Annotated in this window: 20 protein-coding genes; 11 read left to right on the top strand and 9 right to left on the bottom strand. The window is 65.6% G+C overall.

What is annotated here, in order from left to right; genetic code table 11:
- Nucleotides 1–96: 96 nt before the first annotated feature.
- Entirely contained in the window at nucleotides 97–396 is a 300-nt protein-coding gene (locus ACP69S_RS15990) for a putative quinol monooxygenase (protein WP_425998869.1), read from the bottom strand.
- 244 nt (nucleotides 397–640) lie between these two features.
- Between ACP69S_RS15990 and ACP69S_RS15995 the strand changes: the two genes are divergently transcribed.
- From ACP69S_RS15995 to rnr, 3 genes are all read left to right on the top strand, one after another.
- Nucleotides 641–1084 carry a GNAT family N-acetyltransferase gene (locus ACP69S_RS15995; protein ID WP_425998870.1) on the top strand — a complete coding sequence of 148 codons (444 nt, stop codon included), beginning with the start codon at nucleotides 641–643 and terminating at the stop codon, nucleotides 1082–1084.
- Between the two features lie 131 nt (nucleotides 1085–1215).
- Entirely contained in the window at nucleotides 1216–1719 is a 504-nt protein-coding gene (locus tag ACP69S_RS16000) for a dihydrofolate reductase family protein (protein WP_425998871.1), read from the top strand.
- A gap of 107 nt (nucleotides 1720–1826) precedes the next feature.
- Complete coding sequence (gene rnr, locus ACP69S_RS16005; RefSeq protein WP_425998872.1) at nucleotides 1827–4142, top strand: ribonuclease R; 2316 nt, start codon at nucleotides 1827–1829, stop codon at nucleotides 4140–4142.
- Between the two features lie 22 nt (nucleotides 4143–4164).
- On the opposite strand, the gene ACP69S_RS16010 is transcribed toward rnr, so the two are convergent.
- Nucleotides 4165–5181, bottom strand: coding sequence for an SGNH/GDSL hydrolase family protein (locus tag ACP69S_RS16010; protein ID WP_425998874.1), 1017 nt, complete (start codon nucleotides 5179–5181; stop codon nucleotides 4165–4167).
- A 116-nt stretch (nucleotides 5182–5297) separates the two neighbouring features.
- Here ACP69S_RS16010 and ACP69S_RS16015 point away from each other — a divergent pair, with 116 nt between their 5' ends.
- Entirely contained in the window at nucleotides 5298–6437 is a 1140-nt protein-coding gene (locus tag ACP69S_RS16015) for an aminotransferase class I/II-fold pyridoxal phosphate-dependent enzyme (protein ID WP_425998877.1), read from the top strand.
- Nucleotides 6438–6556: 119 nt separating this feature from the next.
- Here ACP69S_RS16015 and ACP69S_RS16020 read toward each other — a convergent pair whose 3' ends face one another.
- The gene (locus ACP69S_RS16020; protein WP_425998879.1) at nucleotides 6557–7855 is read right to left on the bottom strand and encodes an amidohydrolase; all 1299 of its coding nucleotides are present in this window, start codon (nucleotides 7853–7855) and stop codon (nucleotides 6557–6559) included.
- Between the two features lie 111 nt (nucleotides 7856–7966).
- On the opposite strand from ACP69S_RS16020, the gene ACP69S_RS16025 reads away from it, so the two are divergent.
- A complete protein-coding gene (locus ACP69S_RS16025) occupies nucleotides 7967–8695 on the top strand; it encodes an NUDIX hydrolase (RefSeq protein ID WP_425998881.1) in 729 nt (242 codons plus the stop codon).
- A 216-nt stretch (nucleotides 8696–8911) separates the two neighbouring features.
- Nucleotides 8912–9079, top strand: coding sequence for a 50S ribosomal protein L33 (gene rpmG, locus ACP69S_RS16030; RefSeq protein ID WP_007673017.1), 168 nt, complete (start codon nucleotides 8912–8914; stop codon nucleotides 9077–9079).
- A gap of 308 nt (nucleotides 9080–9387) precedes the next feature.
- Here the strand turns inward: rpmG and ACP69S_RS16035 are convergent, their stop codons facing one another.
- The 3 genes from ACP69S_RS16035 to ACP69S_RS16045 form a co-directional block, all read right to left on the bottom strand.
- Nucleotides 9388–11088 (bottom strand): alkaline phosphatase family protein, encoded by a 1701-nt coding sequence (locus ACP69S_RS16035; RefSeq protein WP_425998883.1) that lies wholly within the window; start codon nucleotides 11086–11088, stop codon nucleotides 9388–9390.
- An 85-nt stretch (nucleotides 11089–11173) separates the two neighbouring features.
- On the bottom strand, nucleotides 11174–12538 hold the full coding sequence (locus ACP69S_RS16040) for a PleD family two-component system response regulator (protein WP_425998885.1): 1365 nt from the start codon (nucleotides 12536–12538) through the stop codon (nucleotides 11174–11176).
- On the bottom strand, nucleotides 12535–12912 hold the full coding sequence (locus ACP69S_RS16045; RefSeq protein ID WP_425998887.1) for a response regulator: 378 nt from the start codon (nucleotides 12910–12912) through the stop codon (nucleotides 12535–12537). Before ACP69S_RS16045 ends, ACP69S_RS16040 begins: the two co-directional genes overlap by 4 nt.
- A gap of 121 nt (nucleotides 12913–13033) precedes the next feature.
- Here ACP69S_RS16045 and ACP69S_RS16050 point away from each other — a divergent pair, with 121 nt between their 5' ends.
- The 5 genes from ACP69S_RS16050 (at nucleotide 13034) to clpA (ending at nucleotide 18742) form a co-directional block, all read left to right on the top strand.
- On the top strand, nucleotides 13034–13681 hold the full coding sequence (locus ACP69S_RS16050; RefSeq protein WP_425998889.1) for a hypothetical protein: 648 nt from the start codon (nucleotides 13034–13036) through the stop codon (nucleotides 13679–13681).
- A complete protein-coding gene (locus ACP69S_RS16055; protein ID WP_425998891.1) occupies nucleotides 13678–14568 on the top strand; it encodes an ROK family protein in 891 nt (296 codons plus the stop codon). The genes ACP69S_RS16050 and ACP69S_RS16055 overlap by 4 nt, the downstream gene beginning before the upstream one ends.
- 1 nt (nucleotide 14569) lies before the next feature.
- A complete protein-coding gene (locus tag ACP69S_RS16060; protein ID WP_425998893.1) occupies nucleotides 14570–15826 on the top strand; it encodes a DNA polymerase IV in 1257 nt (418 codons plus the stop codon).
- A 236-nt stretch (nucleotides 15827–16062) separates the two neighbouring features.
- A complete protein-coding gene (clpS, locus tag ACP69S_RS16065; RefSeq protein ID WP_425998895.1) occupies nucleotides 16063–16392 on the top strand; it encodes an ATP-dependent Clp protease adapter ClpS in 330 nt (109 codons plus the stop codon).
- A 13-nt stretch (nucleotides 16393–16405) separates the two neighbouring features.
- Nucleotides 16406–18742 (top strand): ATP-dependent Clp protease ATP-binding subunit ClpA, encoded by a 2337-nt coding sequence (gene clpA, locus ACP69S_RS16070; RefSeq protein ID WP_425998897.1) that lies wholly within the window; start codon nucleotides 16406–16408, stop codon nucleotides 18740–18742.
- Between the two features lie 93 nt (nucleotides 18743–18835).
- Here clpA and ACP69S_RS16075 read toward each other — a convergent pair whose 3' ends face one another.
- The 3 genes from ACP69S_RS16075 to ACP69S_RS16085 are packed head-to-tail and all read right to left on the bottom strand — an operon-like array spanning nucleotide 18836 to nucleotide 19963.
- Nucleotides 18836–19366, bottom strand: coding sequence for a GNAT family N-acetyltransferase (locus ACP69S_RS16075; RefSeq protein WP_425998898.1), 531 nt, complete (start codon nucleotides 19364–19366; stop codon nucleotides 18836–18838).
- Nucleotides 19363–19677: a hypothetical protein gene (locus ACP69S_RS16080; protein WP_425998900.1), complete on the bottom strand. Its 315-nt coding sequence runs from the start codon at nucleotides 19675–19677 to the stop codon at nucleotides 19363–19365. Before ACP69S_RS16080 ends, ACP69S_RS16075 begins: the two co-directional genes overlap by 4 nt.
- Nucleotides 19670–19963, bottom strand: coding sequence for a hypothetical protein (locus ACP69S_RS16085; protein WP_425998902.1), 294 nt, complete (start codon nucleotides 19961–19963; stop codon nucleotides 19670–19672). The genes ACP69S_RS16080 and ACP69S_RS16085 overlap by 8 nt, the downstream gene beginning before the upstream one ends.
- Between the last annotated feature and the right edge of the window lie 7 nt (nucleotides 19964–19970).

A 19970-nucleotide genomic window follows, 5' to 3' on the forward strand; every position in this document is an offset into this window, starting at 1 on the left:
CCTCATGTCCCAAAACTCGGACCTTTTCGCCTCCGCAACAAGTGGTTGCGGGCTATCGCGCACGCGGGCCTGGCGACCCGAGGCTGCAGTTGAGAACTATTGCTTCGGAGCGATGCGCTCCATAGTGATCGTTGTTGGCGATGCGGTGAAGAACGATCCCAGTCGGTCCATATCGCCTCGGTCTAATCTCCATTGATTGTAGCGTCTGGAGTGTTCTTCGGATCGCCAATGCTCAAGGAACAGAACCTCACCCACCACGCCAGTGGCATAGATCTCGAATAGATCACATCCCTCAAAGGCGCGCGTCATCGGCGCTTCTAGTTCCATCATGGATTGGAAATCCGCCATACGATCAGGTGCAAGGCGTAGCGTCATTAGAATGATATGGTTGGTCATAAGCTCTTCCAAAAAAGAGTTTGTGATATCAGTGCGACCGCGTAGCCAAAAGTCAGCCAGAGCAAGCTCAAGTCAATCTGGTGACTGACCAATTGCATTGATGTCTGCAAATGGTCGCTAGCGGAAGCCGGTATCTGTGCGGGGAACGGACCTTGCCGTCTTCGCCCAGAGCAGACCAGCAGAATGGCTGACAAGGGTGAAAAGCCGACCTTGGTGCCCAACCCGGTCGAGGCTACGTTAAGCCATGATCACTATCCGCCTTCTGGCGAGCCATGAAGCTGAAGACGCAGCCGAGCTTCATCGAAGAGCCGGAGCGCTTATTCCTGGATACGATACAACGCTACACTCCCCCGAAGAATTTGCTGTGCTTTATCGCGATCACGTTATGGTCGACGGTCCCGTATGGGGAGCTTTCGAGGCCAACTTACTGCGGGGACACCTGGCATTGCTGCCCGGCTGGATCGATCACCTCTACGTGGACCCAGACTTCCATCGGCGCGGGATCGGAAGCGCCTTGGTAGAATTAGCCCAGCAACAGCAATCCGAACTCAGGCTGTACACCTTCCAATCCAACCTCCGGGCTCGGTCGCTTTACGAACGTCATGGGTTCACGGTGGAGGAGCTCACCAATGGCGAGCGGAATGAAGAAAAGATGCCGGACGTGACCTACGCTTGGCGACGCGCTTGAAGGCCGACTAGGGTCGGAGCCTGACCTCTGGTCATCGGTCAGCCAAAGCGCCGCGCGCGATTGTGTCCAGCTTCATTCCCGCGCAACCTAAGCTCAAGCTCTTCGAAGACCCCGGCGCGGAGATTTGCGGCATGGCCAAGCTCGTCTTCGGAATGAACCAGTCGCTGGACGGCTATGTCGATCACATGGCGTTTGGGCCGGACCCTACGCTCTTCCGTCACTTTATCGACCAGGCGCGCGACCAGGCAGGCAGCGTGTACGGGCGCCGCCTCTATGAGATCATGCGCTATTGGGACGAGGAGCATCCCGAGTGGAACGCGGCGCGGCGCGACTTCGCGGCGGCGTGGCGGAGCCAGCACAAATGGGTCGTGTCTCGCTCGTTGAAGTCGGTCGGTCCCAACGCCACGCTTGTCGGGAATGACCTCGAGACGGTGATCGGGGGGCTGAAGGCGACGCTCGTTGGCGAGCGGAGCCTGGGCGATCTTGGTCTGATCGATGAGTATCGCATCTACCTTCACCCCGTTGTGCTGGGTCATGGCTCGCCCTTTTTCGCCGGTCCCAGGCCGCCGCTCCGCTTTGTCGCCAGCGACCGAATTGGCGAGGACGTGATCAGGTTGACCTACGCGCCGGCTTGATCGGGCCACCCGCCCTTTCCGCCTGGTGAGCACCCGCCGAGCAAATCACGACGGGTTCGAGCGTCTTTCCCTTGGCCTTTCGCCCCGCTGCCGGGTTATCCCAGCACATGGCCAAACCGCGCACGCCCAAGTCCTCGAAATTCCCCGCCGCTCCCAAGCCGCCCGCCGGTTTGCCGGATCGCGAGACCCTGCTGGCCTTCCTGCGCAGCGCCGGCGAATCCGGCAAGGCAGACATCGCCCGCCACTTTGGCCTGAAGGGCGCCGACCGCCGGGCCCTGCGCGAGATGCTGCGCGAACTGGAGGCCCAGGGCGACCTGGGCAAGCGCGGCCGCAAGGGCTTCGCCGAAGCCGGCTCGCTGCCGCCCGTGGGCGTGGCCGACGTGGTCGATCGCGACAATGACGGCGACATGTTCGTGCGGCTGACCAAGGCCGGCGAGGACGCGCCGCTGGTGCGCCTGTCGCCCGCCCGCAACGACAATGCCGGCGGCGCGCCGGGCATGGGCGACCGGGTGCTGGTGCGCTTCGAGCGCCTCGAAAACGGCGAGATGGAAGCCCGGCTGATCAAGCGGCTAGGCCAGAGCGCCCACAAGATCCTCGGCGTCATCCGCAAGCATCGCCGCGAGATCCGCGTCGAGCCCGTCGATCGCAAGTCCAAGGAAGTTCTGGTCCTCAACGAACAGGAAGCCAAGGACCTGAAGGACGGCGATCTGGTTCTTGCTCAGGTGGGCTCGGCCTCCGGCCGATACGGCCCCAAGATGGGCAAGGTGCTGGAGGTCGTTGGCCGCGAGGACCATCCGCGCGCCGCCTCGCTGATCGCCATCTACAGCCACGGCATCCCGGTCGGCTTCTCCGAAGAGGCCGAGGCCGAAGCCTCCGCCGCCAAGCCGCCGACCCTGGAGGGCCGCGACGACCTGCGAGACCTGCCGTTCGTGACCATCGACCCTGTCGACGCCCGCGACCACGACGACGCCGTCTATGCCCATCCCGATCCGGACGCCGGTAATGTGGATGGCTGGATCGTCTGGGTGGCCATCGCCGATGTCGCCGCCTATGTGCGCCCAGGCTCGGCCCTGGACCGCGAGGCCCGCGAAAAGGGCAACAGCGTCTATTTCCCCGACCGGGTCGAGCCGATGCTGCCCGAGGTGCTGTCCAACGGCCTGTGCTCGCTGCGTGAGGGCGAAAACCGCGCCACCCTGGCGGTGCGGATGGTGTTCGACTCGGCTGGCCGCAAGAAGAGCCACAGGTTCGTGCGCGGCCTGATGCGTTCGGCTGCCAAGCTCTCCTACGAACAGGCCCAGGCCGCCATCGACGGGACCATCCCGCCGGACGGTCAGGATGGCGACAAGGCCGGTCCGCTGCTGGATCCGATCCTCAAGCCCCTGTGGGCCGCCTTCCGCCTGATGGGCAAGGGCCGCGAGATCCGCTCGCCGCTGGCCATCGAGAGCGACGAGCGCAAAATCGTCATCACCCAGGAAGGCGAGATCGCCTCGATCAACCGTCGCGCCAGCCTCGAAGCCCACAAGCTGATCGAGGAGATGATGATCCAGGCCAATGTCTCGGCCGCCGAGAGCCTGGAAGCCAAGCGCACGCCGCTGATCTATCGCGTCCACGACACGCCCAGCCAGGAGAAGGTGCAGAACCTGGCCGAATTCCTGGCGACGCTGGAGATCAAGTGGAACAAGGGCGAGGCGCCGCAGACGCACCGCTTCAACAAGCTGCTGGACGAGACCCGCGAGGGGCCGCACGCCGCCATCATCAACGAGGTGGTGCTGCGCACCCAGATGCAGGCCCACTATAGCGCCGACAATCTGGGCCACTTCGGCCTGAACCTGGCCAAGTACGCCCACTTCACCAGCCCGATCCGCCGCTATGCCGACCTGATCGTGCACCGCGCCCTGATCCGCGCCCTGAACCTGGGAACCGATGGCCTGACCGACCAGGACATCAGCCAGATCAAGGACACGGCCGAGACCATCACCTATGCCGAGCGCCGGGCCATGGCCGCCGAGCGCGACGCCACCGACCGCTATATCGCCGCCTTCCTGTCCGACCGCGTGGGGGCGACCTTCGAGGGGCGGATCACCGGCGTCACCCGCTTTGGCCTGTTTATCAAGCTGAACGAGACCGGCGCCGACGGCCTGATCCCGATCTCGACCCTGGGCCAGGAGTTCTTCGTCCACGACGAGCGCATGCACGCCCTGGTCGGCGAGCGCACCGGCAAGCGCTGGCCGCTGGGCCTGGCGGTCGAGGTCAAGCTGGTCGAGGCCACGCCGGTGACCGGCGGCCTGCTGTTCGAGATGCTGAGCGAGCCGGTGGCGGCTGACCCGAATGCGCCGAGGCCAAGGCTTGGCGCTCGGCGTCAGGCAGCGGTCAAGCCGCGCGGCGGGTTGCCGAAGGGCGTGCGCAGGGGCCAGCGCCGGTAGCTGCTCCCCCAGAGGGTGTCTACTACGGCAGCGCCGCGATCGCCGCCTCCAGCCGGTCCGCCATCATTCGCTGATCCCGGACCGATGGATGCCCGTGGCATGCGGTCTGTTCCATGCCCGTAATCCGCACCGCCAGCGCGCCCGTTCGATCCGCCACCTCGGCGACGTCCTCGGCGAAGGTGTCGCCGGAGATCAGCAGGAACCGCGCGCCGGGCCGTCTGGCCGCCAGGCCCTGGACGAAGGCGACATAGGCGTCGCGATAGTCCGCGCGCAGGGCGGTCTCGTCTGCCCAGGCCTCGCCGGGATGGAGCGGCGTCGAGAAGTCGTTCGTCCCCAGGCCGACCACGACCAGATCCGGCTTCCAGACCTCGCTCGGCTCGATCCGTGGCTCGGCCAGGCCCGGGATCACCCGGGGGAAAAGCGCGGGCAGGGGCTCGCCGGGTGCAAGGCCATCATAGTTGCGCACCACGCCTCGGCCCGAGAAGGCGACGATGCGGTAGTCGGCGTCCAGGCGGCGGGCCAGGATCGGCCCGAAGGCCTGGCTGGTGTCGGTCAGGTCGTGGACCTGCTGCTCTGTGCAGTCGCGGCTCTGGGAGCGAACGCCGTAGCCCACGGTGTGGGAGTCGCCGACAAACTCGATCCCTCGCGGGCGAGCCTTGGGCGGCAAGGCGCGGCCGCCCTCGCCCGTCTGGAAGCCGATGAAGCGGGCCTCGCCGGACTGGCTTTCGGTCAGCTTGTCCAGGCGCACGACGTGCTCGCCAGGGCCGAGGTCGCCGAGGGTCAGGCGGGCCGTCCCACCCCTGATCTCGCCGCGAGCCTGGCCATCGATGCTGACCGCCAGGATGTCGGCGCCCGGCTCGACCGCGATCTCGACCGAGGGACCGGTGAACCGCCCCTCGAAATAGACCCCCGGCCAGCCGAAGCGGTAGCCGCCCGCCTCGGCCAGAACGACGCGACCGCCGACATGGGGCGTGATCGGCGCCTGGGCCGCGGCGGGTGTCGTTACGGCCAGCAGCGCGGCGAGGAGCAGGAAACGCATGTTCCTCTGTCTCATGCGAAACGGCACGGGCACAAGACGCCGGCGCGGCGGGGCATACGGCGCCTTTGGGTCTGAACCACCTCCCCCCGAGGAAGACGATCGGCTACATCATCCCGATGCGCCCTGAACTCGACCAATTCCACGCCATCGCCATCAGCCGTCTGGCCCACCAGCTGAAGAGCGAAGGCCGCTCAGTCATCCACATGGAGTTCGGCCAACCTTCGACCGGCGCGCCCAAGGCGGCCATTGAACGCGCCCATCATGTGCTCGACACCGATGGTCTGGGCTACTGGGAGAGCCCGGCCCTTAAGGCGCGCATCGCCCGGCACTATGACGACAAGCACAGCGTCAGGATCGACCCCGAGCAATTGATCCTGACCTGTGGCGCTTCACCGGCTTTGGTGATGGCCCTGGCGTCCTTGTTCCAGGCCGGCGACCGCGTGGCGCTGGCTCGCCCCGGCTATGTCGCCTATCGCAATGTGCTCAAAGCCCTAAACATGGTTCCGGTCGAGATCGCCTGCGGGCCGGAGGATCGCTACCAGCTGACCGCCGCCCATCTGGCGGCGCTCGATCCCGCCCCGGCCGGCGTCATCGTCGCCAGCCCCGCCAATCCGACCGGCACCATCATCGCCGACGACGAGATGGCCGCCATCGCCGCCGTCTGCCGCGAGCGCTGTATCCGCATCGTCAGCGACGAGATCTATCACGGCCTCAGCTATGTCGGCCCGGCCCGCTCGATGCTGGAGTTCGAGCCCCAGGCCCTGGTGGTCAACAGCTTCTCGAAATATTTCAGCATGGTCGGCTGGCGGCTGGGCTGGCTGCTGTCGCCGCTGGACCACGTCCACCGGGCGCGGGCCTATATGGGCAACCTGTTCCTGACCGCCCCGTCGCTGAGCCAGCACGCCGGCCTGATCGCCATGGATTGCACAGGCGAGCTGGACGGTCATGTCGAGGTCTATCGCCGCAATCGCCAGCTTCTGCTCGACGCCCTGCCCGCCCTGGGCCTGGCCAATATCGCGCCGCCGGACGGGGCCTTCTATATCTATGCCGACATCGGCCACCTGACCGATGACTCGATGGCGTTTTGCAAACAGCTGCTGACCGACACGGGCGTCGCGACGGCTCCGGGCATCGATTTCGATCCGGTCGATGGCCACCACTTCATCCGCATCAGCTTCGCGGTCTCGACGGCAGAGGTCGAGGAGGCTCTGCGGCGGATGGTTCCGTGGTTTGCGGCGCGGGTGGCGCACAAATAGATCCTCTCCCTGAAGGGAGAGGTGTCGGCGCAGCCGACGGAGAGGGAAGTTCAACGGAACGGCAGCGCCACTTCCCCCTCCGGTCGCTTTGCGACCACCTCCCCCGCTGGGGGGAGGATTTACTTCTTCTCCAGATAATCCAGCGCCATGAATACCTCGGCCTTCACGCCGGTTTCCAGCACCGCCTCGTCGATGTCGAAATAGGGCGAGTGGTTGGCCGGGGCTCCCGCCGCCGGGACGCTGGCCGGGCGACCGCCCAGCTGGATGAACACACCCGGGACCTTTTGGGCGTACATCGAGAAGTCCTCGGCCCCGGTCACCAGGGCGGCGTTGTCGTCGACCTTGCCGGGCGAGGCCTTGGACAGCGACGCCTTCACCCACTTGGACAGGTCGGGATCGTTGTAGGTCACCGGATAGGGCTGGGTGAACACCGCCTGCGCCTTGGCCCCGTAGCGGTCGCCGATGGCGGCGACACTCTTCTGGATCCTGGCGATCAGGTCTTCGCGGCGATCGGTCGAGAAGGTCCGCATGGTGCCGCCCATCACCAGATCTTCCGGGATGATGTTCTGGCGCATGCCCATATTGATCGTCGCGATGGTCACGACGGAGGGCGACACCCCGACATCGACCTGACGGGCGGCGATCTGGTTCATGGCCTGGATGATGTCGGCCGCGATGCTGGCCATGTCGATGCCGGCCCAAGGGCGCGCGCCGTGGGTCTGCTTGCCCTTCACGGTGATCGCGATGCGGTCCGAGCTCGCATAGAAGCCCATCGGCCGATAGTTCAGCAGGTGGGCGTCGGCCGGGCCGATGTGCAGGCCGAAAATGGCGTCGACCTTGGGCTGGTCCAGCGCCCCGTCGCGGATCATCAGCTTGGCGCCGCCTTCCTCGCCGGCCTGGGGGCCTTCCTCGGCAGGCTGGAAGATCAGCACCACCGTGCCCTTGATGTCGGCCTTCACGCCGGCCAGCACGGTGGCGGTTCCCAGCAGCATGGCCACGTGGGTGTCGTGGCCGCAGGCGTGCATGACGGGCACGGTGCGGCCTTCCCAGGTGGCGGTGACCTTGGAAGCGAACGGCAGGCCGGTCTTTTCCTCGACCGGCAGAGCGTCCATATCGGCGCGCAGGGCCACGACCTTGCCGGGCTTGCCGCCCTTGAGGATCCCGACCACGCCGGTCTTGCCCACGCCCTCGCGGACCTCGAAGCCCAGGGCCTTCAGCTCCTTGGCGACGATGGCGGCGGTGCGGACCTCCTGGTTGCCGAGCTCCGGATGCTGATGAATGTCGCGGCGCCAGGCGATGACCTTGGGCTGTACGGCCTTGGCGGCCGCCTCGACCTTGGCGGCGGAAGGCGCGGCCAGGGCTGGCGCGCCGAAAGCCAGGCCAGCCATGATCGCCAGCGTCGAAACTCGTCCAAACATGCGCGCCATTCCCTCTTGAAAGCCGGTGGAGATTGGGGTGCTTGCATCCGGGCGGTCAAGCTGACGTAACGTGCGCCTTTGCGAATGGCGCGATCGGGCTAAGCTTGGACCATGGACGAGCCCATCGACGCCAAATTCGACACCATCAACGACGCCGCCGTGCGCGAGCCCGGCACGGGCGTGCTACGGCCGCGCCACGCCGCTACGCTGATCATCGTCCGCACCGACGCCGCCAAGCCGCGCCTGCTGATGGGACGCCGTGCCGGTGGTCACGCCTTCATGCCCGACAAGTGGGTGTTTCCCGGCGGACGCGTGGATCGCGGCGACTATCGCGCGCCCTCGGCCAGCGAACTTACACCGGATGTCGCCGCGCGCCTGACCCACGAGCCGCGCCACGCCAGCCCCGCTACCTTGGCCCGCGCACTGGGCCTGGCGGCCATCCGCGAGACCTTCGAGGAAACCGGTTTGCTGCTGGCCCGTCCCGCGCCCTCACGACCCGCCGCCGGGGCCTGGCGGCCGTTCCCGGCCCAGGGAGCCCTGCCCGATCTGGCGCCGCTGGCCTTCGTGGCCCGGGCGATCACCCCGCCCTATCGCACGCGGCGCTTCGACGCCCGGTTCTTCATGGCCCCGGCCGAGGCCCTGCTCAGCTTGGAGCGTCAGCCCGACTGCGGCGAGCTGGACGAGATCGCCTGGGTGGATTTCGACGAGGCCATGGCCCTGGACCTGCCCAACATCACCCGCTTCGTGGTCGCCGAGATTGGCCAGAGGCTGAAGGATGCTGGACGTCCCGCGCCCTTCATGCGCTTCCTTAACGGCGCCCGGAACCTGACCTATGTCTGAGCCGGCGCAATTCGGGGGGACCGACATGCCGGCCGGGCTCCCTGGATCCACGATTATTGGCTGGATCTAGGGCCAGATCGGCGGTCAGGCTTGAGCGGTGGATTATCCCGACGTACCGCACCCACTGGCAATTGACTTTGGCGATTTGATGAGTATGTTCCGCGCCTCTCATTTCCAACGCGCGGGTACCCTGCGCGATATCGCAGGGATTCTCTCATGGCCAAACCGGCTTCAATCAAGATCCGCCTGAATTCGACGGCGGACACCGGCTTCTTCTACGTGACCAAGAAGAACGCCCGCACCAAGACCGAGAAGATGGTGCTGAAGAAGTACGATCCGGTCATCCGCAAGCACGTCGAATTCAAGGAAGGCAAGATCAAGTAGGGTCTGCCTGACAGCTACGACACAGCAAAACGCCCGGCTAGCGATAGCCGGGCGTTTTTGATTCATCCCTCTCCCTGACGGGAGAGGTGGCGCCCGAAGGGCGACGGAGAGGGTAGTGTCAGCTGAGGTTCAGCGTCACTTCCCCCTCCGGTCGCTACGCGACCACCTCCCCCTTCAGGGGGAGGATTTTCCGGCTAGAGCATTTTCCGATAAGTGTGAAACGGTTATCGGATCGAAACATGCTCTAAACCTCTGATTTAGAGCCTTTTTCGCCCGACCCTGATGAAGCCATCAGGTCGGAAAGGGCTCTAGCAATCGTGCCCGCTGCCCAACGGTCGGCACCGCCCGTCAACATCCGCTGGCGCCATCACCCCCGTGACCGCCGCTATGGTCGGCGCGATATCCACAGTATCCAGAGGCAGGATGCGTTCGCGGGGCGTCCCGTCCTTCCACCAGAAGATGATCGGCACCCGGCGGTCATAGTCCCACGGGCTGCCGTGGGTGGAGACATAGGTCGTCCCGGCCGAGGCCGGCACGAGGTCCGGCTTGAAGGCGATCACGATATCGCCCGAGCGGCCCGGATAGGCGCTGCGGCGCATGCGTTCGCGGACGGAGATCTCTTCGGGCGAGGTGTCCGCAGGCTCCGGGGCGAGGGTCAGCAGGGTGTTGACGTCGAACGCCTCAACCACCTCGGGCTGGCGCGAGATCAGCGCCAGGGCCGCGGCGGTGATCCGCATGTGCTCAGCCGGCGGCAGGGTCTTCTTGTCGGGACCGACCACATCGATGGTGTTGATGCCGCCCTCGGCGACCAATGGATCGTAGGACAAGCTCAGATCGGCACGCAGCGTGGCGTTCAGCTTGCCGAGCCAGGCCTTGGTGGCGATGCGGTCGGTGTCATAGCCCTCAGCGCGCAGGCGCTCGGGCATGTCGGCGGCGCCATGGTCGGCGGTCAGCACCACCAGCACCCCGCCCTTGGCCTTGCCGACCTTGTCGAGGAACTCGCCCAACCGGTCGTCGAGGAGAGCGATCTGGTCGCACATCTCCGGTCCCCGAGTGCCATAGCGGTGGCCGATATAGTCGGTGGCCGACAGGCTGACGGTCAGCACATCGACTTGCGGTCCATCGCCCAGGCCATAGGCGGCGCGCAGTTGAGCCGCCAGTTCTAGCGTGACTTGGTCAAGATAGGGGCTGGAGCCCAGGTCGCGCAGCTTGCCGGCCTCGTCGTCCGCGACAGGGATAGGCAAGGCCGCGCGCCACTTGCGGCCGCCGGTCTCATAGTCGGCTTCCAGAGCCTTGCAGCGCTTGGCCGAGCCGCGACCCAGGGCGTCCAGCGGGCTCCTGGCGTAGTCCCACACGAACGGGTGCTTCTTGAGGTCGGCCAGCATCCTGGCGTTGAAGGCGGCGACGGGCTTCAGGCGCGCCTCGGCGGTCTCCCCCGGCGGCACGAAGGTGGTGAAGCCAAAGCCCGGCTGCAGCCAGAAGGCGCCGTCGGCCCTGTGGCCGGCCATGGTGATCGCGCCGCGATCCTTGCCCGACACGCCAAACACCCGGCTGGTCGGCGAGACGGCCTTCAGCCAGTCGCCATAGGTGGTGGCGACCATGTTCCTGGGGCTGACCGCGCGGCCCTTGGGGTCGTGAGCCAGAACGACGCTGTCGTCGCCGAGGCAATAGACCTGCTTGCCGAGGCTGGCGTCATACCAGTCGTTGGCGCTGATGCCGGTCTTGTTGGGGTGCTTGCCTGTCAGCAGGGTCGAATGCCCCGGACAGGTCTCGGTCATGGCGTGCGACTGATAGCCGTTGGGATAGACCACGCCCTCTCGCGCCAGCTTGCCCAGGCCGCCGGTGAACTCGGCCCGGTGCTGAGCGAAAAGGTTGGCGCTGAACTGGTCGATCGAGATCACCACCACCAGCTTGGGATCGGGCCTGGCGACCGGCGCGGCCTGAACGGAGGCGGCGAGGCCAAGGGATAGAGCCGTCGCAGCGGCGAGCGCAGTAAGCGGATTATTCATTCAGGCAAATTGCCTGAACGCGCAGCTCACGCAAGTTTCGAAGATCATCCGATGACGGAGAAACAGTCGAGAGGCCGAAAAGCCGTCAGGCGACGCGGCCTACCACCGCATTACGGCCGGAAGCCTTGGCTTCGTAGACGCCCTCGTCGGCCCGCTTGAGCAGGGCCTCGGGGCTGTCCTTTTCGCCAAGCGTCGCCGACACGCCGATAGAGATCGTAACGGTCAGCAGTTCCTTGCCCTGCGCCACCCGGAAGGGCGAGCCAGACACGTGCATGCGTATCCGCTCGGCGATGCGCATGGCGTCTGCCAGTTGGGTGTCGGGCATAATCACCGTGAATTCCTCGCCACCGTAGCGGCAAGGCAGGTCGATGGCGCGGACGTTTGAGGCCAGACGCACGGCGAACTCGCGCAGCACCTCGTCGCCGACGTCGTGGCCGAAGGTGTCGTTGATCTTCTTGAAGTGGTCGATGTCGATCAGCAGCGCCGCGACAGGATCGCCGCCCAAGGTGGCGCGCTGGACCAGCGAGTCGAGCTGGCCTGTCATGTAGCGGCGGTTGTGGAGGCCTGTGAGCTGATCGGTGACCGCCAGTTCCAGGCTGTGGTCGAGATTGTTGCGCAGATAGTCGGTGTAGCGCTTGCGCTGGATCTGGGTCTTGACCCGAGCGGACAGTTCTTGCGGATCGATCGGACGCGGCAGGATGTCGTTGACGCCGATTTCCAGCGCCTTGACCATCCGATGGCGCTCGTCGGGATCGACCATGGCCAGCACAGGCAGGTGCCGCGTGCGCTCGTTCGACCGCAACGAGGCGGCGAAACGCAGGCCGTCGAAGCCCTTGGCCGCGCCGTTGATGATCACCAGGTCGACCGGCCCGCCGGCGCTGATCCGCGCCTTTTCCGGATCGGACTCGACCACGGGGCGGTGTTCGATGCTCAGCTCAGCGGCAATCCGCTGAGCCTGGCGTTCGTTGTCGTCGACGATCAGCACCCGGCCGCCCAGGCCGTCGAGGCGCGAGGCGGCGCCGGCGATCACGCCCATCCGGCGGCCCGAGGCCTCGCGCTGGCGTAGTTCGTCGATGACCAGTTTCAGGCGGGTCAGGCTGCGCACGCGGGCAAACAGCATCACGTCGTCGATAGGCTTGGTCAGGAAGTCAGAGGCGCCCGCCTCCAGGCCCTGGATGCGGTCGGCGCGACCGTCCAGCGCCGTGACCAGCACCACCGGGATGTGGCGGGTGATCGGGTCTTCCTTCAGGCGCTTGCAGACGGTGAAGCCGTCCATGCCGGGCATCATCACGTCCAGCAGGATGATGTCGGGCAGGTCGTTGGCCGCCATCGCCAGGGCCGTGGGGCCGTCGTTGGCGGTCGAGACCTGATAATATTCGGCCGAAAGCTTGGCCTCGAGCAGGCGAACATTGGCTTCGATGTCGTCTACGACGAGGATGCGCGCGCTCATGCCGGCGTCTTGTCCAGCAGGCGCTTGATGGTGTCCAGGAAGTGGGCCACCGAGATCGGCTTGGAGATGTAGGCCTCGCAGCCGCCCTCCCGGATCCGTTCCTCGTCGCCCTTCATAGCGAAGGCCGTGACCGCCACCACGGGGATGTGCGCCAGGTCCTCGTCTTCCTTGAGCCACTTGGTGACCTCGAGTCCCGAGATCTCCGGCAGCTGGATATCCATGAGAATCAGGTCGGGGCGGTTTTCCCGGGCGATCGATAGCGCCTGCAGACCCTCGCGAGTCTGCAGGGTCTCGTAACCCTGGGCTTCGAGCAGATCATGAAAGAGCTTCATGTTCAGCTCATTATCCTCCACGATGAGGACCTTCTTCGTCATCCTGACCCCGACCATACGGCCCGTGGCGACGCCTGAGGGATTCGCGCCGCTTCTGTCTTCCAGATCGCACGGATATCCTTAAGCCCGCGCTAATCGCGTTAACACCGGTCGATTGCAGATCATGGAACTCAGTTACTCCGATATCGAAGCCTGCACGATCGATCCCGTAGCGCCGCTGGTGATCGTCGATGTGGACGAGGTTCTTGCGCAGTTCATGCGTGGGTTCGGATCGTTTATTGGCCGGCATGGCTTTGAGCTGCGGGTCGATCGCTTCGCCCTTTTTCAGAATATCTACCGCCCCGGCGAGGCCGATCACCTGGATCTGATCGCGGGAAAGGTCCTGTTCGACGACTTCTTCCGCGACGGGGCAGACGACCTGTTTCCGGCCGAGGGCGCGGCCGAGGCCCTGGCCGACCTGTCGACCCGTGCGGGGGTAGTGATCCTGACCAACGCGCCCGAGCATGGCCGCCTGGCCCGCGCCAAGTGGCTGAAGACCCACGGCTTCGACTATCCGCTGGTGATCAACAGCGGTCCAAAAGGCCCGTCGGCGGCCAAGCTTTCGGCTCTGACGACCGGCCCCTCGGTCTTCATCGACGACCTTCTGCCGCAGCTGGAATCGGTGGCGGCCAGCGCGCCCGGCGTGACCCGCTTCCAGATGGTCAGCGACGAGCGCCTGCGTCCCCTTGCCCCCAGCGCCCCGGACCGCCACACGCGGATCGACCACTGGCCCCACTTGAAGACCGCAATCGAGGCGCGACTGTTCGCATGATCCGTTTCGGCGTCGATTTCGGCGGCACCAAGATCGAGGCCGCCGCCCTGGACGGCGACGGCCATTTCGTGGCCCGCGTGCGCAAGCCCAACCCGGGAAACTATGACGAGGCCCTTGAGGTCGTCTCCGACCTGCTGGTCGACGCCGAGTGTATGGCCGGCGCCAAGGCGGGACGGCTGGGCATGGGCATTCCCGGCTCGATCTCGCCCCGCACCGGCCTGATCCGCAACGCCAACAGCGTCTATCTGAACGGCCGCCCCTTCGAGCAGGACCTGATCGCGCGCCTTGAACGTCCTGTGCGGCTGGCCAATGACGCCAACTGCCTGGCCCTGTCGGAGGCAGCCGATGGCGCGGGCGCAGGACAAGGCGTGGTGTTCGCCGCCATCCTGGGCACCGGTTGCGGCGGCGGTCTCGTCGTCGATGGGCGGATCATCGAAGGCCGCAACGGCATCGCCGGCGAATGGGGCCATACGCCCCTGCCCTGGCCGACTCCCGAGGAGTATCCCGGCCCCGCCTGCTGGTGCGGTCGCAAGGGGTGTCTGGAGAACTGGATCGCCGGTCCCGCCTTCTCCCGCGACGCCGGTCATCCTACCGGCCAGGCAACCATGGCGGCCATTGAGGTCGGCGATGCTTCGGCCATGGCGGCGCTGGACCGCTATATCGACCGAACGGGCCGGGCTCTGGCGGCCATGTGCGACCTGCTCGACCCGGACGTGATCGTGCTGGGCGGCGGCATGTCGAACGTCGAGGCCCTGTACGACCGCCTGCCCGCCGCCATTGCCCCGCACGCCTTCTCCGACACGTTCGAGACCCCCGTGCGCAAGGCGATGCACGGCGACAGCTCCGGCGTACGCGGCGCGGTCTGGCTGTGGCCTCTAGAGGCCTGACATGAAGGCCCTGTGCCGCGACTGCGACTGGACTGGCGAGGCAAAAGCCCCGCGCTGTCCGTCCTGCGGCTCGCCACGCACAATCTTCCACGAGGAGCTGGCCTCGCTGTCGATGGCGCATCTGGATTGCGACGCCTTCTACGCCTCGGTCGAGAAACGCGACGATCCCACGATCCGCGACAAGCCGGTGATCGTGGGCGGCGGCAAGCGCGGGGTGGTCACCACTGCCTGCTACATCGCCCGCATGAGCGGCGCCCGTTCGGCCATGCCGATGTACAAGGCGCTGAAGCTGTGCCCCGACGCCGTGGTCATCAAGCCCGACTTCGCCAAGTATAAAACCGCGAGCCGCCACATCATGGGCAAGCTGGAGGCCCTGACCCCGCTGGTCCAACCCCTGTCGCTGGACGAAGCCTGGATCGACCTGTCGGGCACTGAGCGCCTGCATGGCGCGCCGCCGGCAGTGATGCTGACCCGTCTGCAGCGCGAGATCGAAGCCGAGATCAATCTGACGGTCTCGATCGGTCTGGCCCCCAACAAGTTCCTGGCCAAGATCGCCTCGGAACTGGACAAGCCGCGCGGCTACTCGGCGATCGGCGCGGCGGAAGCGAAAGATTTCCTGGCCGGCAAACCGGTCTCGATCCTGCCTGGCGTTGGCCCCGTTACTGTTACCGCCTTGGCTTCCGAAGGCTTCCGCACGGTCGGCGACATCGCCGCGGCCGACCTGAAGCATCTGGCCAAGGTCCTGGGCTCCAGTGGCCTGCGCCTGCACCGTTTGGCCCAGGGTCAGGACGCCCGCGCCGTCGATCCCGACCAGAGCCGCAAGACGATCAGCGCTGAAACCACCTTCAACGACGACCTCTTCAAACGCGAGGATCTGGAGGATCAGCTGTGGCCTCTGTGCGAGCGCGTGGCCAAGCAGGCCCGTGCCGAGGGCGTGGCCGGACGGGTGGCGACGCTGAAGCTTCGCACGCCCGACTTCAAGGTCCACACCCGTCGCCGCACCCTGGCGGTGCCGACGCAAACCGCCCGCACCCTGTTCCAGGTGTCGCGCGAGTTGCTGGCCGCCGAGCCGGGCGGAACCTACTACCGGCTGATTGGGGCCGGCCTGACCGAGTTCGTCCCGGCCGAGGGCGCCGCGGACGATTTCTTTGCCGGCGATGAGCGCCGGGCGCTGAAAAGCGAGACAGCCATCGACGCCCTGCGCGGCAAATACGGCTCAGGCGCCGTGGTCACCGGACGAGCCCTCAAGCAACGGTGAGTTGGATCCACCGGGACACCACCCCTTGCGCGACGAAGCGACGCGCCCCATTTCGGCTCCTCGCCAAGGAAGCCGTCTCGGTGCGGCCTCCAGTTCTCCCAATCGTGAAGCCATTTTCCAGGGCGCCCCTGTGTTAAAGCGGCGCAGTGGCGTGTGGGCCTCTTCCAAAGCCCGCGCGTTTCCATATCTAATCCTATGTAAGGCGGGCGGTTCGGCCCGCCGGGAGAAAACGGTCAATGGCCGAGCGAAAGCAAGGCGGACAAGGTAACGGATCTGGTTCTTCGGTCGTCACTGAGGTGAAGCCGAAGATACAGAAGCCTTCGCTCTATCGAGTACTGATTCTGAATGACGACTACACGCCGATGGAATTCGTCGTGTACGTGCTTGAACGCTTCTTCAACAAATCACGCGAAGATGCGACCCGGATCATGCTGCTGGTTCACCAACACGGTGTTGGTGTGTGTGGCGTCTATACCTACGAAGTCGCTGAAACGAAGGTTGCCCAGGTCATCGACTCGGCGCGCCGTCATCAGCACCCCCTGCAGTGCACCATGGAAAAAGACTGAGGAGCCTCCCCCCATGCCCTCGTTTTCGCGCCCTCTCGAAGAATCTCTCCACCGCGCCGTGGCCTACGCCAACCAGCGTAAGCACGAGTATGCGACCTTGGAGCACCTGCTCCTCTCCCTCACCGACGACGATGACGCCGCCGGGGTGATGCGCGCCTGCGACGTCGATCTCGTCGCCTTGAAAAAGAGCCTGGCCAACTATCTCGACGTCGAACTGGCCTCGCTGGTCGTCGATGACGAGGAGGACGCCAAGCCAACCGCCGGCTTCCAGCGCGTGATCCAGCGCGCCGTGATCCACGTGCAGTCGTCGGGCCGCGAGGACGTCACCGGCGCCAATGTGCTGGTCGCCATCTTCTCCGAACGCGAAAGCCACGCCGCCTACTTCCTGCAAGAGCAGGACATGACGCGCTATGACGCGGTGAACTTCATCGCCCATGGCATCGCCAAGAAGGCCGGCGCGTCCGAGCCCAAGGCCGTCAAGAGCGCCACCAACAGCACCACCGAGGACGACTCCGAGAAGCCCAACACCAAGACCGGTGGCGAGGCTCTGGAAGCCTATTGCGTTGATCTCAATGAGAAGGCCCGTCAGGGCAAGGTCGACCCGCTGATTGGCCGCGCCAGCGAGGTGGAACGCGCCATCCAGATCCTGTGCCGCCGCACCAAGAACAACCCGCTCTTGGTTGGGGAACCCGGCGTCGGCAAGACCGCCATCGCCGAAGGCCTGGCCCGCAAGATCATCACCAACCAGGTTCCCGAAGTCCTGGCCGGCGCCACCATCTTCTCCCTCGACATGGGCGCGCTGCTGGCCGGCACCCGCTATCGCGGCGACTTCGAGGAACGCGTCAAGCAGGTGGTCAAGGAACTCGAGAACCACCCTAACGCGGTGCTGTTCATCGACGAGATCCACACTGTGATCGGCGCCGGCGCGACCAGCGGCGGGGCGATGGACGCCAGCAATCTTCTTAAGCCCGCCCTTGCCTCCGGCTCGCTGCGCTGCATGGGTTCGACCACCTACAAGGAGTTCCGTCAGCACTTCGAGAAGGATCGGGCTCTGGTCCGTCGCTTCCAGAAGATCGACGTCAACGAGCCGACCGTGGAAGACACCATCAAGATCCTCAAGGGCCTGAAGAGCTACTACGAGGACTTCCACAAGCTGAAGTACACGAACGAGGCCATCAAGGTCGCCGTCGAGCTGTCGGCCAAGTACATCACCGACCGCAAGCTGCCCGACAAGGCGATCGACGTGATCGACGAGGCCGGCGCCGGTCAGATGCTGCTGCCCGAGAACCGTCGCAAGAAGGTTTTGGGCGTCAAGGAGATCGAAGCCGTCGTGGCCAAGATCGCCCGCATCCCGCCAAAGTCGGTGTCGAAGTCCGATACCGAGGCGCTGAAGGAGCTGGAAACGGATCTGAAGCGCTCGGTGTTCGGCCAGGACGACGCGATCGCGCAGCTGTCTTCGGCTATGAAGCTGGCGCGCGCCGGTCTTCGCGACGCGGACAAGCCCATCGGCTCTTTCCTGTTCAGTGGCCCCACCGGCGTCGGCAAGACTGAAGCCGCCAAGCAGCTGGCCTCGACGCTGGGCATCGAGATGATCCGCTTCGACATGTCCGAGTACATGGAGCGCCATACCGTGAGCCGCCTGATCGGCGCCCCTCCCGGCTATGTCGGCTACGACCAGGGCGGCCAACTGACCGACGCCGTCGACCAGCACCCGCACGCCGTGGTGCTGCTCGATGAAATCGAGAAGGCTCACCAGGACGTCTACAACATCCTGCTGCAGGTCATGGACCATGGCGTGCTGACCGACAGCAACGGCAAGAAGGTCGACTTCAGGAACGTCATCCTGATCATGACCACCAATGCCGGCGCCTCGGACGCCCAGCGCCAGTCGATCGGCTTTGGTCGCGAAAAGGTGGTCGGCGAGGAAGAGGCCGCCCTCAAGCGCCTGTTCACGCCGGAATTCCGCAACCGCCTCGACGCGGTCGTGGCCTTCAAGCCGCTGACGCCGGAGATCATCCGCCAGGTCGTGCATAAGTTCGTCATGCAGATGGAGGCCCAGCTGGCCGACCGGAACGTGACCATCGAACTGTCCGACGACGCGGCAGACTGGCTGGCCAAGAATGGCTTCGACGAGCTCTACGGCGCCCGCCCTCTCGGCCGGGTCATCCAGGAGCACATCAAGAAGCCCCTCGCCGACGACATCCTGTTTGGACGTCTGGTGCGCGGCGGCCACGTCAAGATCATCCTCAAGGACAGCAAGATCGACTTCGAGATCGAGAGCACCCCGGAAAAGCCCGGAAAGGCGCCCAGCGCCGGTCAGAGCGAAGCCGAACCGGCCCTGGCCGAGTAGGCTCAAGACCATCGAGAGGCCCGGAGCAATCCGGGCCTCTTTCGATTCCGCTCTCGCGGAATGTGTGGCCAAGAAACGGTGCACGCCGCGAAATCAGGCCGCTCCCGAGGCCAACCAATGGCCGCGTGTCTGGCCATAGACCTGAACAACCTTGCCATCGGCTTCAGTTGCGGCCCTCAGCCAAGTCGAGCCCAGGCGACGCGCGACCGCGATGGACGACGTATTCCCGACGTCGATGCAATGGATGACCTCGGTCCACCCCAACGTGTCGAACGCCCAGCCCGTCGCGGCGCGCGCGCTCTCGGTGGCGTAGCCCTTGCCCTGAGCCGCGCCGGCGAACGCCCAACCTATCTCGGTTCCGATAGCGCCCTCGGGCAGCCAGGGACCCACGCGCCCGACCCAGGTCCCGCAATGCTTCTCGATAACCGAGAACAGGCCGCAGCCTCGGAGCGTCCACATACCGGCGGCCGTGGCGAGACCGAGCCAGGCCTGTTCGCGGCCCTTCGCGCCGCCGATGTATCTGGTGACGCGCTCATCGGCGTCGAGCGCCGCCCAGCCGTCGAGATCGCCCTCCACCGGCGGACGCAGGATGAGCCGGGTTGTTTCGAGGCGCGGGCCGATCAAGACGAGGCGTTTCGCTCCCTCATCGCCGCCACCTCGCGCCAGATGCGGAATAGATACTCCACGCTGGCCGCCGTGCCGAAGAAGCCGATCGTATAGGCCAACCCATGGGCGCCATTCGACAGCATCTGGACGATGGATCCATGCTCCGCCACCGCCATGGCCTGCTGATGCAGCCACAGCGCGTACAAGGCCGCGACGACGTCGCCGCAGAGATGCAAAAGGCCGGCGGCAACGATCAGACGAGTCACGGGGTGGAGCCGTCGAAGCAAAGCCAGGGAACGGTCGGCTGGCGCGATATCCCGGTCAGGCATGCGCCTTCTCCCCAGATGCTTGCAGGTTAAGGTGTTTGAGGCGGCCGTGAACTCTGACGAGGGCTTCGACCCAGAAGGCAGCGCCAGCCATGGCGGCGGCTTCAGCCAGTCCGCGCAGGTTCCGGGACATGGGCTGAATGATCGCGCCAAGCATGGACGCGGGTTCGATCAGTTCGGCATCGTCATGGATGACCCAGGCCACGAGGCCGGCCAGCGAAATGGCCAGGACGCTAAGCTTCAGCATCACGCCCAAGATCATCAGCGATGTAACCGGATGCAGCCGCATGCGAATC

This window comes from Caulobacter sp. DWR1-3-2b1 (assembly GCF_049895765.1).
Taxonomy (GTDB): Bacteria; Pseudomonadota; Alphaproteobacteria; order Caulobacterales; family Caulobacteraceae; genus Caulobacter.

Bases quoted from the DNA above. Each gene is read 5' to 3' on its own strand.
- ACP69S_RS16080 (WP_425998900.1), bottom strand. From the start codon at position 19,677: ATGCCTGACCGGGATATCGCGCCAGCCGACCGTTCCCTGGCTTTGCTT.
- ACP69S_RS16000 (WP_425998871.1), top strand. From the start codon at position 1,216: ATGGCCAAGCTCGTCTTCGGAATGAACCAGTCGCTGGACGGCTATGTC.
- ACP69S_RS15990 (WP_425998869.1), bottom strand. From the start codon at position 396: ATGACCAACCATATCATTCTAATGACGCTACGCCTTGCACCTGATCGT.
- ACP69S_RS16040 (WP_425998885.1), bottom strand. From the start codon at position 12,538: ATGAGCGCGCGCATCCTCGTCGTAGACGACATCGAAGCCAATGTTCGC.
- ACP69S_RS16035 (WP_425998883.1), bottom strand. From the start codon at position 11,088: ATGAATAATCCGCTTACTGCGCTCGCCGCTGCGACGGCTCTATCCCTT.
- ACP69S_RS16025 (WP_425998881.1), top strand. From the start codon at position 7,967: ATGGACGAGCCCATCGACGCCAAATTCGACACCATCAACGACGCCGCC.
- ACP69S_RS16045 (WP_425998887.1), bottom strand. From the start codon at position 12,912: ATGACGAAGAAGGTCCTCATCGTGGAGGATAATGAGCTGAACATGAAG.
- ACP69S_RS16055 (WP_425998891.1), top strand. From the start codon at position 13,678: ATGATCCGTTTCGGCGTCGATTTCGGCGGCACCAAGATCGAGGCCGCC.
- ACP69S_RS16010 (WP_425998874.1), bottom strand. From the start codon at position 5,181: ATGCGTTTCCTGCTCCTCGCCGCGCTGCTGGCCGTAACGACACCCGCC.
- ACP69S_RS16015 (WP_425998877.1), top strand. From the start codon at position 5,298: ATGCGCCCTGAACTCGACCAATTCCACGCCATCGCCATCAGCCGTCTG.
- ACP69S_RS16020 (WP_425998879.1), bottom strand. From the start codon at position 7,855: ATGTTTGGACGAGTTTCGACGCTGGCGATCATGGCTGGCCTGGCTTTC.
- rpmG (WP_007673017.1), top strand. From the start codon at position 8,912: ATGGCCAAACCGGCTTCAATCAAGATCCGCCTGAATTCGACGGCGGAC.
- ACP69S_RS16085 (WP_425998902.1), bottom strand. From the start codon at position 19,963: ATGCGGCTGCATCCGGTTACATCGCTGATGATCTTGGGCGTGATGCTG.
- ACP69S_RS15995 (WP_425998870.1), top strand. From the start codon at position 641: ATGATCACTATCCGCCTTCTGGCGAGCCATGAAGCTGAAGACGCAGCC.
- rnr (WP_425998872.1), top strand. From the start codon at position 1,827: ATGGCCAAACCGCGCACGCCCAAGTCCTCGAAATTCCCCGCCGCTCCC.
- clpS (WP_425998895.1), top strand. From the start codon at position 16,063: ATGGCCGAGCGAAAGCAAGGCGGACAAGGTAACGGATCTGGTTCTTCG.
- ACP69S_RS16060 (WP_425998893.1), top strand. From the start codon at position 14,570: ATGAAGGCCCTGTGCCGCGACTGCGACTGGACTGGCGAGGCAAAAGCC.
- ACP69S_RS16050 (WP_425998889.1), top strand. From the start codon at position 13,034: ATGGAACTCAGTTACTCCGATATCGAAGCCTGCACGATCGATCCCGTA.
- clpA (WP_425998897.1), top strand. From the start codon at position 16,406: ATGCCCTCGTTTTCGCGCCCTCTCGAAGAATCTCTCCACCGCGCCGTG.